Genomic DNA, 14183 nt, shown 5'->3' with positions numbered 1-14183 from the left:
CTACGGCAACAGAAATGCCAGCGATTAATTTGCGACCCGCGTTCTGGTGGATCGCGATCGCTTTAGGCGGCATTTTCTTTATCACCGAGCATTCCTTCGATACGTCACTGTCGGACGCATTTACGCAGTCAGCAGACGAGATGCAGGCGACGGCGTCGGGTGGCAACTCCCTCAGGCGGGTCGCATTTTTAATGATGGGCGGGCTCGGGATTCTCGGGCTGTGCTACGGCGCGGGACGTCGATTTCGAATTGACGGTATGGGCGGACCGCTCCTTTGCTTTTACGGGCTGTTCTGCCTGGCAAGCATTTTGTGGTCGCATGAATTCTCAATGACGGCTCGACGGCTCGCGACCTTCGTTTGCTTTTGCGGTTGTGCATTCGGCGTTGCCCGAATGCTCCGCGGGCGAGAAATCGTGCGGCTCTCAATCTATGCACCGCTGATCTTCTTAATAATCGGTGTGCTGGCGGAACTTGCTCTCGGAAGCTTCCGGCCGTGGGCCGGCGAATACCGCTTCAGCGGCACGCAGCACCCCAACACGACCGGGCTGGGGATCGCTTCCCTCTGCTTTGCATCCCTTGCGCTCGGATTCGAATCACGGCGTTCCTGGTACTTCTTCGCCATTTGCGGTGTCGGTGTCTTTTTTCTGATTTTAACCAAATCAAGAACTTCCGCCGCCGGTCTGGTCTTCGCGATCGCGTTGCTCTGGACATTAAGCACACGTCTGAGCGTCAAATTGACTCTCATCGCGCTGGCCGGCTGGATGCTCTCGGGGATCGTCGTATTGCTGCTGCTCGCTGGCGTCGATCTTGCCGGTGAGGTCTCTGATGCGGCATTAATGGGACGAAAGGAACAGGCGGAGTCGCTGACCGGACGCCTGCCGATTTGGACCGAACTAATGCCGTATGCCGCACAAAACTGGTTGCTCGGTTTCGGATATGACTCCTTCTGGACCCCCACTCATATCGCCGATGTCTCCGAAGAAGTGCAATGGGGAGTGCGCGAGGCCCATTCGGCCTATCTCGATACGATCTTGAGCGTCGGGGTGATCGGACTGTCGCTGTTAGTCGCAGCCCTGCTTGCTCACTTAGCCCGCGCCGGTCGACTCTATGTGCGATCGAAGCATCCGTTGGCAGGCTGGCTTTTCGCCCTGCTCGTCTTCGGTCTTATTAATGCTTTCACCGAATCGGCGATGGCGATGACGTTGTATATTCCCTTCCTAATGATCACCGGCATGTTGCATCTGTCCTTTTTCGCGGAGGATGACTTTCAAAGCCGAGACCCCCAAGCTTCGTCAGCATTTGAAGGAGATGTCGCATGAGCGAAACCTCCAATTCTATTATGAAACCAACGATTACCGTCGCCGTCTGTACGCGAAACCGTGCTGACGCGCTCCGCGACGCAGTTCGTAGCCTCTGCCAACTAAAAACCAACGACAGATTCGAATTCGAAATTCTTATTATCGACAACGGGTCAAATGACCACACGCACGACGTGTGGAAAGAGCTCAGTTCTCAATCCGCCGTGCCGATTCGGTATGTCCGCGAAGATCAACCGGGAGTGACGCACGCGCGAAATCGGGCTGTTGCCGAATGCGGTAGCGACTGGCTGGCATTCTTCGATGATGATCAAGCAGCTGACCCAGCGTGGTTACTTGAACTCCTCGAATTGACACAGCGACGGGCGACGCGGTGCGTCGGCGGGAAAGTCGTGCTGCGATTGCCCGAAGGTTGCGATCGTAAGCTGCATCCGGTTGTCCGGATGCTGTTGGGCGAGTCCGTTGGCCTTGAGAAGGAGCGACCGTATTCCCCTTCAATCACACCGGGGGCCGGGAACTTAATGATTCGGCGCGACGTGTTTGATGACGTCGGGCGATTCCGCGTGCAGCCGAACGGTCGCGGGGAAGACACGGAGCTCTATTTAAGAATTCACAGCTCGGGCGATACCGGATGGTACTCTCCGGAAGCCGTCATTCATCACATTATTCCGCCGGAGCGACTCTCCGGAGAGTTCTTGCTAGACCTGTCTGCTCGGATGGCTGTCGGTATGGCCGAGGACGAGCGGACCTCACGCGGCGAATTAATGTACCCATTGGTCTATGGCGCCCGCTGGGTGCAATATCTCGGGGTTTTGTGGCCGCGGTTGTTGCTTGCCAAAATTCAGGGCGATGCAGAGACAATTCTTGGTCTGCGTTGTCGGCTCCGCATCGCGCGGGATGTCCTCGAAGACGGTTGGCAATTGTTGTTTTCATCGTTCATCGGAGAGGTTCCTAAGACGACCTCAGATCATGTCGCGCAGGCATGAGGAGAATTTATGAAGATTACCGTGATTCGACCACACAACCTCAGTCCCCGCGATCGCGCGACATGGATGCGACTGCTGCGGGATGAGGTCGGTTTGTGTAATCCGTTCTTGACGCCCCGGTTCGCCGAATTAGTCGACGAGGCGCGCGGTGGCGTGGCTGTCGGTGTTATGAAATCGGGAAACGAATCGGTCGGCTTTTTCCCGTTTCAATACCTGGGGCGGTCACGTCGCGTCGGTCAGCCGGTCGGTTGGCCGATGTCCGATTTCCAAGCGATCGTGGCTCCCAACGATTTGCAGATCACACCCGAGGAACTGCTGCGTGGTTGCGGATTAAAGGCATTTGACTTTGATCACCTCATCGCATCGCAGTCCTGGCTTGAAGCCCACCACGTCGACACGCAGCCCTCCCCCTATCTTGATCTGTCAAACGGCTTCGAGGCGTACCGAGCCGAGCGGCGGGCGGCCGGATCGAATCGAATTAAGAGCATCGACCGCAAACAGCGGAAGCTCGTGCGAGAGCACGGCGAAGTTCAATATTTGCCTAATGAAATCGATGAAGACTTGTTTCAGACATTGATCCGTTGGAAGAGCGACCAGTTCGAGCGGACCAATATATTCAATCTGTTTCAGTGGCCCTGGACCGTCTCGCTGCTGCAGACTGTTCTTAAAGAGAACAGCCGTGAGTTGACCGGTCGGATGTCTGTTCTTCGATTGAACGGTCGACCGATTGCGGTCGATCTGGGGATGCAGACCGAAGACGTACTGCATTCTTGGTTCCCGTCGTACGATCGCAGTTATCGATCGTATTGCCCGGGGCATATGTTGACGATCCAGATCGCGCGGTCTTGCGACGAACTCGGTTTTGGGCGGTTCGAGCTCGGAAAAGGACCGGAAGAATACAAGGCAAGCTTTGCCTCAGGTTCGATCGCGGTGGCCGAAGGGGGGGTTGACCTAAGGCCGGTGCTGTCAGCGTTCCGGCGGAACTGGAAGCTGGTGAAGACACAGGCCCGCACGATGCGGATTGCGCAGCCGTTGCGAATGCCCGTCCGATACGCCCGAAAGTTAAAGAGATCGTTGGCATCTTTCTAAGAGTCTGAAAGCACCGTCGAAGTCGGCGCAAGTGACCCTCGCATGTTATCGCGAATCGAAATCATTGAAGCACGGCATCTTGATGCCGACCACTGCGCGGCGTGGAACGCGATCCGTTCTTCGTCTCATGAGTTTGACAGTCCGTATTTCCATCCCGAATTTACAAAGGCCGTTGGGGCCGTCCGGTCGGATGTGTTCGTTGCCGTGATCGAGCGGTACGGCCAGCCTGTCGCATTCTTTCCGTTCCAGCGAAGTCTGTTCGGACAAGGTCGACCGGTTGGAGGCCGGCTTAATGATAGTCACGGGATTGTCGCGTCTGCCGACTTTAACTGCGACTGGCGAGTTCTCTTGCGGGCTTGCGGGCTGAAGAAAGTTGAATTTAGTCATCTGGTCGGGCGGCAGTCTACATTTGATCGAGGTGTTGTATCTGAAATGAGGGTGCGATCGCTCGACCTGAAAGACGGCTACGACGCCTATCGAGCACGAATTCAAGATCGCGGTTGCCGAACGGTCAAGCAGTCGGCTCAGAAGTTGCGGAAAATGGTCCGTGAGCTCGGTCCCGTTCATTTCACGCTATGCGGAAGCCCGGACGGTATTCTTTCTCAATTAATGAGTTGGAAATCGGAACAATATACTCGGACCGGTTACACGGACATCTTTTCGTTCGGGTGGACGAAAGAATTGGCCCGACGGCTTGTGCAAAGTGAAGGGGACCTGCGCGGTTGTGTCAGCGGATTATTTGCCGGGGATCGTCTGGTGGCTGCTCACTTCGGAATTGTCTGCGGGGGAGTGCTCCACTATTGGTTTCCGTCCTACAACACCCGGTATCGCCGATATTCGCCGGGTTGTCTGCTCTTGCTGGAGACCGCCAAGCGGTGCGAAGAGCTTGGCATCCATCGGATCGATCTCGGAAAAGACGATACAAGATTTAAACATGAATTCGGCGACAGGGTTGGGTATGTCCGAGAAGGCGTGCTGCGGTCGACTGCGGCCTCAGTCGCATTTCATCGGGCGGGAAAAGCGATCGGCCATTTCATCAAGTCCTCGTCGATCGGCCGACCCGCACGAAACACCGCGGCGCTACTGAGACCGATTAAGGACCGCATGTCGTTCCGCTGAGCGGCGACTGTGAGTGAAAAAGAAATGACGCTTTAGATGATGAGTGAAGCCTGCACATTTTAGGAAGCCGGACTAGATTGAAATGTCGATTATCATATTGAATACGATCGCAATTCTCGCGAGCCTGCCCTGGGTTTTCGCTGCGTTCGTGTTTTGCGGCGAATCGCTCGCGGCGTTGCTGTTCGGACGCGACTTGAAACGGGGCATCCGAGAGCGCAGGCAACGGGATGAGGCGGCTTCACTGCCGTCTCTCGCGGTGCTGATTCCAGCACATAATGAAGAGGCTTGTATCGAACGCACGGCTCGGCATGTGATTGATCGGCTCGCAGGCAACGGGCGGGTCGTCGTGATTGCCGATAACTGCGAAGACGACACGGCAGCGCTGGCCAAGAACGCTGGGGCGGAAGTGATCGAACGCAGCGATGCGAAGCTTCGAGGCAAAGGCTACGCGTTGGAATTCGGCTTTAAGCATCTCTCGGCTGATCCTCCCGACGTCGTCTTCGTGCTGGACGCTGATTGTCGCGTCGGACGGTTTACCTTCATTGATGCCCCACGTCTGGCTGACGAAACGGGCCGCCCCGTGCAGTCATTGAATTTGTGCCGCTCGGGCGAGACATCTGCCAGCGGGGCGGTTTCAGAATTGGGAATACGGTTTAAGAACTTAATTCGACCGCTTGGCCTTAATGCGATGGGACTGCCGTGCCATTTAATGGGAACGGGTATGGCTTTGCCTTGGTCGGCCGTTCGCAAAATTCCGTCGCTCGGTGGTGAGCTTGCGGAAGATATGAAGCTGGGAGTGGACCTCGCGTTAGCCGGTCTGCCTACGCTATTCTGCCCCACGGCTCGGGTTGCCAGTGGTTTGCCAGCCGGTGGCGAAGCGTTTCGCAGCCAACGGACTCGTTGGGAACAGGGGCATCTTAGTACCGCAAAACTGTTTCCCGCATTGGTCGTCGCCGGTCTTTTACGCCGGAGTCTGTCGCTGGTTGCGTTGGGCTTGGATTTGACGATCCCGCCCTTAAGTCTATTCGTGCTGGGCGGTGCAGCTCTATTCGCGCTGAACCTGTTGATCTCGGTCTTAAGCGGCGCGTGGCTGGGGACGGCAGTGCTGGCCGCCGCCGGAGTCTGTTTCGCCTTCACCATTCTTTGCGGCTGGGCCGCGTATTGCCGCCGCACAGTGCCGTTAAAGACCATCTTGGGCATTCCGTGGTACATCGTGCGGAAGTTGCCGATTTACGCGGGGTATTTCCTCGGCCGCGGGCAAACCTCCTGGGTCCGCACCGCACGATCCGGTTCGCCCTCACGCCTTTCCACGAAAGCCTCGCCATGAGTACCGCCACGATCGCTCCCCAGCGACTGCGTCACGTCCGCATCTTCGATATCGACATTGCCGCCGCATCATTGGCTGAGACTGCCGATCATGTCGTCGGATGGTTCGACGAATCACAGTTCGAAGCGCGATTCGTCGTCACTCCCAACGTTGATCACATCGTGATGCTGCGGGAGAACGAAGAACTCCACGAAGCCTATCGTACCGCCTCACTGGTCACCGCGGACGGTGCGCCGCTCGTTCTCGCCGCCCGCTTGCTGGGTCGACCGCTTCCCGAACGGGTTGCCGGATCGGACCTTGTGCCGGCGATCTTTGATCGCGCAAGCATCGAACGATCCATAACGGTGTTTTTGCTCGGGGCAGTTCCCGGTGTGGCCGCGCGGGCGGCGGAGCAAATTGAACTTCGATGGCCTCACGTGACCGTCGTGGGGACCGACAGCCCTCCCCTCGGATTCGAGCATTCCACAGCCGAGAGCGACCGGATTGTCGAGAAAATTGCTGAAGTCTCACCGGATGTCCTCGTGGTCGGGTTCGGGGCTCCGAAACAGGAGCTTTGGGTCGCCCGCCACAGCGACCGCATTGAGGCGAAGGCCGTGCTTTGCGCCGGGGCGACGATCGACTTTCTTGCCGGCGAAAAAATGCGGGCGCCACGCTGGGCCCAAAGGATCGGAATGGAATGGCTGCATCGGCTGGCGTCGGAGCCTCGCCGATTATTCAAACGATACTTTCGCGATGCCTGCGTTTTCCCACGCATCGTACTCTCCGAGTGGTTGCACCGGCCCACGACCTGACGTCCGTTTCGTCCACAATTCGTCTTCGATCAGATCGACGCAGACCTAAACCTGTCCGTTTTCGGGCAAGGCGACGTTTTCCGGCGCTTTACGATCGCGCCGGTGCTCCCTACGCTGATATAACCATCACGAGGGGACGGAATGAATTCGACATCTACGGTCGGCGATTCAGCCGACGACGCAGTCGGCGAGACCACTGCTGTGCAAAGGCCGAAGTGGATTCAGTCGAATTGGCAGCAACGGCTCGACCATATTGTCGAGACGATGCGCGAAATGAGCCGGCAGTCTGATCCGCAGGAGATGGTCCGCGCCTATGGCCGGCGGATGGCGGAAGTCTTTCCCGCGAATCGAAGAATTTCACTGAGCCGGCGCGGCTTGGACGAGCCGTATGTTCGGGTGACGCGATTCAGCGAGTGGGAAGAAGAAGTCAATCCGTGGAAGCAAAAAGACCAGTTGCCGTTACTCGAGGGCGGCCTGTTCGCTGACCTTATTTACGGTGAAAATCCGGTCGTAATCGACGAACTGGATGTCGATGCGGACGACCCGGCGGCGGAATTCCTCGATGGACAGCGTTCACTGATGGCGATTCCGATGCTCGATCGCGGCGCCGCGCTCAACATGGTGCTGCTGGCGCGGGACGAGCCAGCAGCGTTCGATCGAGAGGACTTTCCCGAGCATGTCTGGTTGGCCAATTTGTTCGGTCGGGCGACTCACAATCTGGTGCTGAACGATCAGCTTCGTGAGGCCTATGAGATCGTCGACCGAGAACTGAAGGTCGTCGCCGACATTCAGCAAGCGTTGTTGCCAAGAGCAATGCCGGAGATCAAAAATCTGGAGGTCGCCGCCTATTACCGGACGTCACACCGAGCCGGTGGCGACTATTACGACTTCTTCCCGCTGCGTGATGGCAAGTGGGGAATCTTGATTGCCGACGTCAGCGGTCATGGCACCCCCGCCGCTGTCGTGATGGCGATCACACACAGCATCGCGCACATGTTTCCGACGGAGTCGGTCGATCCCGGCCAGATGCTTCAGTTCATCAACGAGCACCTTTCGAAGCGATATACCGGTGAGTTCGGAGCTTTTGTGACCGCATTCTACGGCGTGTTTGATTCGTCCAGCCGCAAACTGGTTTACGCCTCCGCCGGTCACAATCCGCCGCGATTACGGCGATGCGGACAGTCCGAGGTCAGTTCTCTGGACGGCGACCCGAACATTCCGCTGGGTTTGATGCCCGATGTCGAATACGCGAACAGCACGCACTATTTCTCGTCCGGCGACCGAGTCGTGTTCTATACCGACGGAATCACCGAGGCGATGAATGCCGATGGCAAACTCTATGGGCTCGGACGGCTCGATCACCTGCTAGAAGTCGGTTGCGGAGAGCATGCGCAAGCGATTGCCGACAACATTGCCGCGGATGTTGCCGAATATGCCGATGAAGAGACGATGTCCGACGACCGCACGCTCATCGTCGCGAACGTCAGGTAGCCTCCCGCCGCCAGCCACCAACGGGTTCTGTCGATTGAGACACATCATGGTTCTTGATCGCCGCGGCAGTGACGACCTTCGGCGTTCTGGCTCGATTCTCTGAGTTCCCCACCCGATGAAAAAATCAGAGGCATAGATTTCTGATCGAGAATCGAATTAGTCGGAGTGGATTGTGACGTTGACCGAAAACGACCTCGTCCTCGTGACCGGTGCGACCGGACTCGTCGGAAGCCATGTGGCAGAGGCGCTTCGCCGGCGCGGCGTCGCCGTGCGGGCACTCGTCCGGCGGTCCGCCGATGTCGCCCTGCTCGAAGAATGGGGTGTCGAACCGGCTTGGGGTGATCTCACCGATCCCATCGCACTGCAAGCCGCCGTGAAAGATGTCACGGTCATTGTTCATTGCGCCGCCAAAGTTGGCGACTGGGGACCGGTCGAAGACTATCGGGCGGTCAATGTGCGTGGGTTGGAAAAGTTACTGACCTTCGCCGAACAAACCGAAGCACTCAAGCGATTTGTGCAGATCAGTTCTCTCGGCGTTTACGAGGCCCGTGACCATCACGGCACCGATGAATCAACCCCGCCGAACGCTTCGGGAATCGACGGCTATACGCTGACGAAGTTCGAATCGGAGCAACTCGTTCTCGAACACGTCGAATCGCGCGATCTGCCAGCCGTCGTGTTGCGTCCCGGCTTTATCTATGGGCCCCGCGATCGCACCGTGCTGCCGCGGATCATGGAGAAAATTAAGAGCGGTCAGTTCGCCTTTCTTGGCTCCGGCGATCAACTGCTCAACAACACGAACGTGAAGAATCTCGTCGCCGCCGTGATGTTGGCGATCGAGTCCGATGATGTCGTCGGCGAGGTGTTTAATATCACCGACCAGCGCCTCGTATCGAAAACGGAATTCATCAGCACGATTTGCAAAGAGGCCGGCTACGAGATGCCGCAAAAGCACGTACCGCTCGGCGTCGCAAAGTTGTTGGCGAAGGGGATGGAAGGTGCCTGGCGACTGCTCGGTAAGAAAGAAGCACCGCTTTTGTCATTGGCGAAGTACAAATTTTTGGGTTTGAATCTCGACTTCAGCATTGAAAAGGCCAAGAGCCAGCTCGGCTATGCGCCCGCGGTGGAGTTTGAACAGGGGATGCGGGAAACGATTGCGTGGTTCCGTGACCAGCGGACGGCCGAGCCTCAGTCCGAGACCGTCGCCGCTTAAGGTCTTTGCGATTTATGCGACTCCGCTCCCTGAAGGCCTTTCACCTTCGCATTCCGCTTAAGAAAAAGATCGGACATGCCGGATATGTTCGGCGTGAGAACGATACGCTGATCGTTCGCGCCGAACTTTCCGACGGCACGGTCGGCTGGGGTGAAGGCTTGCCGCGACCATACGTAACCGGTGAGTCGATCGACGATGCTTGGTCGATGCTTCCAGAAATCAACGTGAAACCGCTCACCGGTGACTTCGAATCGCTCGCGGATGCCATTGGGCAGGTCGATTTGATAGAGCTGCCCGTCGCGCCGCCGGGCCGACGCGACTGCTTCGGCAATTCGGTTCGCTCCGCCATCGAAATCGCCTTTCTCGACGCCGCTTGCCGCTGCTTTAATGTTCCCTTCAGCGCCGTCACACAAGCACATAGCGTGACTGAACCGATTCGCACGTCGGTCGATGAAGTGCGTTACAGTATCGTCATTACGGCGATGAATCGATGGAAGGAGTGCGTCAACCCGTTGCTCTACCGGCTCTATGGGTTCAAGCAGTGCAAATTAAAACTTGGCTTGCCCGGCGTGGACGATATTGATTCGCTTCAACGCGTGCGGCGTTGGATCGGTCCGTCGATCGATATTCGTGTGGATGCCAACGAAGCGTGGGACGTTGCCTATCTCGCGCCGCACTTAAATGCACTGGGAGAGTCCGGAATCTCCGCCGTCGAACAACCCGTGCCCCATGATCAAATTGCAGGGCTGCGTAAAATTCGCGGACAGACAGAGGTACCAATCATGTTGGACGAATCGCTGTGCAGTGAGAGCGACGGCCGCCGCGCGATTGATGATGGACTTTGCGACGTCTTTAATATTCGACTCTCCAAATGCGGCGGAATCCTGAGAAGTCATCGGCTCGCCGTGCTTGCGCATCGGGCCGGGCTCTCCTATCAACTCGGTTGTATGGTCGGCGAGACGGGGATCCTTTCCGCCGCTGGGCGCCATTTCGCGACCTCCGTCGGCGGAATCCGCTATTTAGAGGGAAGTTTTGACCGATATCTCGTCAAAACGCCTCTGGTCAACGAAAACCTGACCTTCGGCCGCGGCGGCATCGCTCCTGCCTTGAACGCACCGGGGCTTGGTGTGACCGTTGATGAGTCCGCTATTCACCTCGCGGCCCGTCGGAGCTACGGCTTTACGGTTTAGTGATTCGGGTCGGCAAGTTAGAGTCTAAAAAGGACTCTTCGTTCTTCTTAACTCTGAACGAATTTATGAAACTCGAACATGTCGCGCTGCAGGTGCCGGATGCTCTTGCGATGGGCCGGTGGTATGCGGAACATCTCGGTTTGACATTCAAAGTCAATTCCACTGAAAAGCCCTTCGGACAATTCTTGCTTGACGAAAGCGGGACCGTGCTGTTGGAGCTATATTCGTTCGAAGACGTGCCCACGCCCGACTACAGCTCTGCCGACCCGCGCGTTGTGCATCTGGCATGGTTGTCTGACGATCTTGCCGCCGATGTCGACAGATTGGTCGCCGCGGGCGCAACGGTCCACGCCGCCCCCGCGACGATTGCGAACGGCGACGAAATTGCAATGCTCCGCGATCCTTGGGGCATCTGCCTGCAATTGGTGAAGCGGGCCCAGCCGTTTTTTTAGGCTTGAGCGAGCCCTCTTCTTCAAAACGGAGTGCGGCTGCACGCACTTCGGCAACATTGACTCGGCACGAGTGTGTTTGACCAAAGTCAATTTCTTCTTCGCAAATCGATGGCCATTCGATCAACGCGATCCGCGGGCAATGACATCCGCCGCATAATCGCGGGAACCGGCAATGTTGTTGCGTTCACGCTGAGGGGAATACTCTGTGCCCGCTGCGCAAATTTTGTGATCCGATCAGGCTGGATTGACGTTCGGTGAGTGTGCAAGCTCACGCGTGTCCCACAATCGCAACGTGGAGACGCGTTTTCTTGAATTCGCGCCGACACCGATACGCGTCCCCGATCGAAAATGGATCAGTTCCTCACCGCCCTACTCTCGCCGGCCACGCTGCCCGGAACCGTCCTGCTCGGACTTTGCCTGGCTTATTGGTCATTCGTGATTGTCGGCGCGGTCGACCTGGACATGTTCGACATCGATCTTGATCTCGATTTGGACCTTGAGTTCGATGCGGAACAGGCGGCCCCCTCGGTCGCGGATTGGGGCGCGCTCTCGCTGAAGTTTCTGAATATTGGTGATGTTCCGCTGATGATTTGGCTGACCGCGTTCGGTCTGTCGTACTGGACCGCTTCGATGCTGATTGATCAGGGAGTGAATTATGACCTCGCATGGATTCCGATCTTAGGAGCGATTGCGAGGGCCTTCGCGCTCGGCGTTGTTGGCGCCAAGGTGATGACCCAGCCGCTGCGAGGAAAATTCAAAGAGGTGGAAACCATCGACGCCGGAAAGTTAATCGGTCGGCGGTGCGAGGTGGAGACCTCAATAGTAGATAGCGACTTCGGTCGCATCCGCATTAATGAAGACGGAGCGCCCCTAATGCTCAATGCACGAACGCATGGAGAGCCGATCGCAAAAGGTAGCGCGGCGACTGTTGTTGACTACGACCCCGAACAGCGACTTTACTGGATCGAACCTGTACCGCTTAAACCGAACGACGGGCCTGCGTCTCAGGGTGAACCGGAGAACTCCTAATGCTTTCGACAATTCTCGCGAACCTGACGTTCGCCCAGGCATGGCTTGAAACGGGCACCTTGGTGACCGGTTTGGTTGTGCTCTTCGTGCTGATCATCGGCATCATGGCCGTGCTCTCAATGTTCTCAAAGTTCTATCGCAAGGTAGGACCCGAAGAGGCGATCATCCGCTCCGGCCGCGGCGGTCTGAAGTCTGCCACGGGCGAGGGCATCTGGGTCATTCCCGTGCTCCACATGGCCGAGCACATGGACCTTTCGGTTAAGCGGATCGAAATCCCGCGAAAAGGTGCGTCGGGTCTAATCTGTAAAGACAATGTGCGGGCAGATATTGAGGTCGCATTCTTCACACGCGTGAACAACACGCGGGAAGATATCCTGCAAGTCGCGCAGGCACTCGGTTGCCGAAGGGCGAGCGACAAGCAGGCTCTCGTCGAACTGTTCGACGCAAAATTCAGCGAAGCATTGAAAACAGTTGGTAAGCATTTCGACTTCGTCGAGCTTTATACAGAGCGTGAGAAATTCAAAGAAGAAATCCTCCGACATATCGGGACCGACCTCAACGGTTATATTCTCGACGACTGCGCGATCGATTATCTGGAGCAGACTCCGGTCGAGTTCCTGAATCCGCAAAATATTCTCGATGCCGAAGGTATTAAGAAGATCACGGACCTTACGGCCCGTGAACACGTCCTTTCAAACAGCATCACCCGCGAAAAAGAAAAGACGATCAAGAAGCAGGATGTCGAGGCATCTGAGGCGATCTATCAGCTTGAACGCCAACGCGTCGAAGCGGAAGAGCAGCAGAAGCGGGAAATCGCGTCGATCACCGCCCGCGAAGAAGCCGCAGCGAAACAGGTTGAGGAAGAAGAACGCCTGCGATCCGAGTCGGCACGAATTAAGACACAGCAGGAAATCGACGTGGCGGAAGAAAACCGCATGCGTCAGACCATCGTCGCTGCCAAGAGCAAGGAGCGGACTGACGCTGTTGAATCGGAACGAGTTAAGAAAGATCAGCAACTCGAGCAGACCGAGCGCGAGAAGGTCGTGGGCCTTGCCGATATCGAAAAAGAGAAGGCGATCGAGGTCGAAAAACGTAATATTCAAGATGTCATCCGCGAGCGCGTGGTCGTTGAGCGAGCGGTGGTCGAGGAAGAGCAGCGAATTAAAGACACCGAAGAATTCGCGACGGCTGATCGTCGAAAGAAAGTGGCCGTAACGCTCGCCGAGCAGGAAGCTCAGGAATCTTTAGTCAAGCGGGTCAAGGAAGCCGAAGCCGAGCGGCAGGCGGCCGAACAGACGGCCGAGCAGATCGTCGTCGAGGCCGAAGCCCAGCGGAAAAGTGCCGAGAAAGAGATGGAATCTTCGAAGATGCTTGCCGAAGCGACGCGAGCGCAGGAAGCCGCTTCTGGCTTGGCTGAGGCCGAAGTTATTTCGGCAAAAGCGACGGCAAAGGAGAAAGACGGCTTGGCCGAGGCATCGGTCATCGAGAAAAAAGCTGTTGCCGAAGCTAAAGGCCAGGAAGCCAAGGCCGATGCGATTCAGAAAGAAGGTACGGCCGAGGCGACCGTCATGCAGCAGAAGTTCGAGGCCGAAGCGACCGGCATCGAACAGAAGGCGGAAGCAATGAAACTGTTCGACGGCGTCGGTCGCGAACATGAAGAGTTCAAATTGCGGCTTAACAAAGACAAGGATATCGAAATCGCCGCGATCGATGCTCAAGCCCGCATCGCCGACTTCCAATCGAAGATCGTCAGCGAAGCCCTCCGCACCGCCCGCATCGATATCGTCGGCGGCGAGACCGAGTTCTTCGATAAGATCGTCGACAGCATTAAGAGTGGAAAGGCCGTTGATCGCTTCGTCAACAATAGTGAAACGATCAGCGATATTAAGAATACGTTTTTCAACGGCAACCCGGACTACTTCACTGAGCGACTGGGCGAGTTTGTCGAGAAGTTCAATGTAAGCTTCGAGGACGTTAAAGACCTTTCGGTGTCGGCGTTGATCTTCGATCTGCTCGGACGGGCCAAGTCGGACGATGATAAGAGTGCGTTGAGAAATATCCTCGACGCCGTCCGTGGCTCCGGCGACGGAGACAAGAAAGTTGCGGCACTCGGACTGGGGCTCGCCGATAACAAGAACTGATCTTGGATGCTGTCAGTTGAGGGCCATCGGCTCTCAGCG

The 14183-nt window shown here is 56.8% G+C and carries 12 protein-coding genes; all 12 read left to right on the top strand.

What is annotated here, in order from left to right; genetic code table 11:
- Nucleotides 1-14: 14 nt before the first annotated feature.
- Nucleotides 15-1319: an O-antigen ligase family protein gene (locus Pan189_RS14690; protein ID WP_310820530.1), complete on the top strand. Its 1305-nt coding sequence runs from the start codon at nt 15-17 to the stop codon at nt 1317-1319.
- Nucleotides 1316-2302: a glycosyltransferase gene (locus Pan189_RS14685; protein WP_145364724.1), complete on the top strand. Its 987-nt coding sequence runs from the start codon at nt 1316-1318 to the stop codon at nt 2300-2302. The genes Pan189_RS14690 and Pan189_RS14685 overlap by 4 nt, the downstream gene beginning before the upstream one ends.
- A 9-nt stretch (nt 2303-2311) precedes the next feature.
- Nucleotides 2312-3391, top strand: coding sequence for a GNAT family N-acetyltransferase (locus Pan189_RS14680; RefSeq protein ID WP_145364723.1), 1080 nt, complete (start codon nt 2312-2314; stop codon nt 3389-3391).
- Between the two features lie 42 nt (nt 3392-3433).
- On the top strand, nt 3434-4510 hold the full coding sequence (locus Pan189_RS14675) for a GNAT family N-acetyltransferase (RefSeq protein WP_145364722.1): 1077 nt from the start codon (nt 3434-3436) through the stop codon (nt 4508-4510).
- Nucleotides 4511-4592: 82 nt separating this feature from the next.
- Nucleotides 4593-5837 (top strand): glycosyltransferase family 2 protein, encoded by a 1245-nt coding sequence (locus tag Pan189_RS14670; protein ID WP_145364721.1) that lies wholly within the window; start codon nt 4593-4595, stop codon nt 5835-5837.
- Nucleotides 5834-6628 (top strand): WecB/TagA/CpsF family glycosyltransferase, encoded by a 795-nt coding sequence (locus Pan189_RS14665; protein ID WP_145364720.1) that lies wholly within the window; start codon nt 5834-5836, stop codon nt 6626-6628. Before Pan189_RS14670 ends, Pan189_RS14665 begins: the two co-directional genes overlap by 4 nt.
- Nucleotides 6629-6769: 141 nt before the next feature.
- Complete coding sequence (locus Pan189_RS14660) at nt 6770-8119, top strand: PP2C family protein-serine/threonine phosphatase (RefSeq protein ID WP_145364719.1); 1350 nt, start codon at nt 6770-6772, stop codon at nt 8117-8119.
- 172 nt (nt 8120-8291) lie between these two features.
- Entirely contained in the window at nt 8292-9332 is a 1041-nt protein-coding gene (locus Pan189_RS14655) for an NAD-dependent epimerase/dehydratase family protein (RefSeq protein ID WP_145364718.1), read from the top strand.
- Nucleotides 9333-9346: 14 nt separating this feature from the next.
- Nucleotides 9347-10522 carry a dipeptide epimerase gene (locus Pan189_RS14650; protein ID WP_145364717.1) on the top strand — a complete coding sequence of 392 codons (1176 nt, stop codon included), beginning with the start codon at nt 9347-9349 and terminating at the stop codon, nt 10520-10522.
- A 65-nt stretch (nt 10523-10587) separates the two neighbouring features.
- On the top strand, nt 10588-10974 hold the full coding sequence (locus Pan189_RS14645; protein WP_145364716.1) for a VOC family protein: 387 nt from the start codon (nt 10588-10590) through the stop codon (nt 10972-10974).
- A gap of 348 nt (nt 10975-11322) precedes the next feature.
- Nucleotides 11323-12003: an OB-fold-containig protein gene (locus tag Pan189_RS14640; RefSeq protein ID WP_145364715.1), complete on the top strand. Its 681-nt coding sequence runs from the start codon at nt 11323-11325 to the stop codon at nt 12001-12003.
- Nucleotides 12003-14144, top strand: a complete 2142-nt coding sequence (locus Pan189_RS14635; RefSeq protein WP_145364714.1) for a flotillin family protein — start codon at nt 12003-12005, stop codon at nt 14142-14144. Before Pan189_RS14640 ends, Pan189_RS14635 begins: the two co-directional genes overlap by 1 nt.
- Nucleotides 14145-14183: the final 39 nt, after the last annotated feature.

This window comes from Stratiformator vulcanicus (assembly GCF_007744515.1).
GTDB lineage: Bacteria > Planctomycetota > Planctomycetia > Planctomycetales > Planctomycetaceae > Stratiformator > Stratiformator vulcanicus.
Note: the sequence above shows the minus strand (reverse complement) of the source record. Positions and strands in the feature narration are given on the sequence as shown.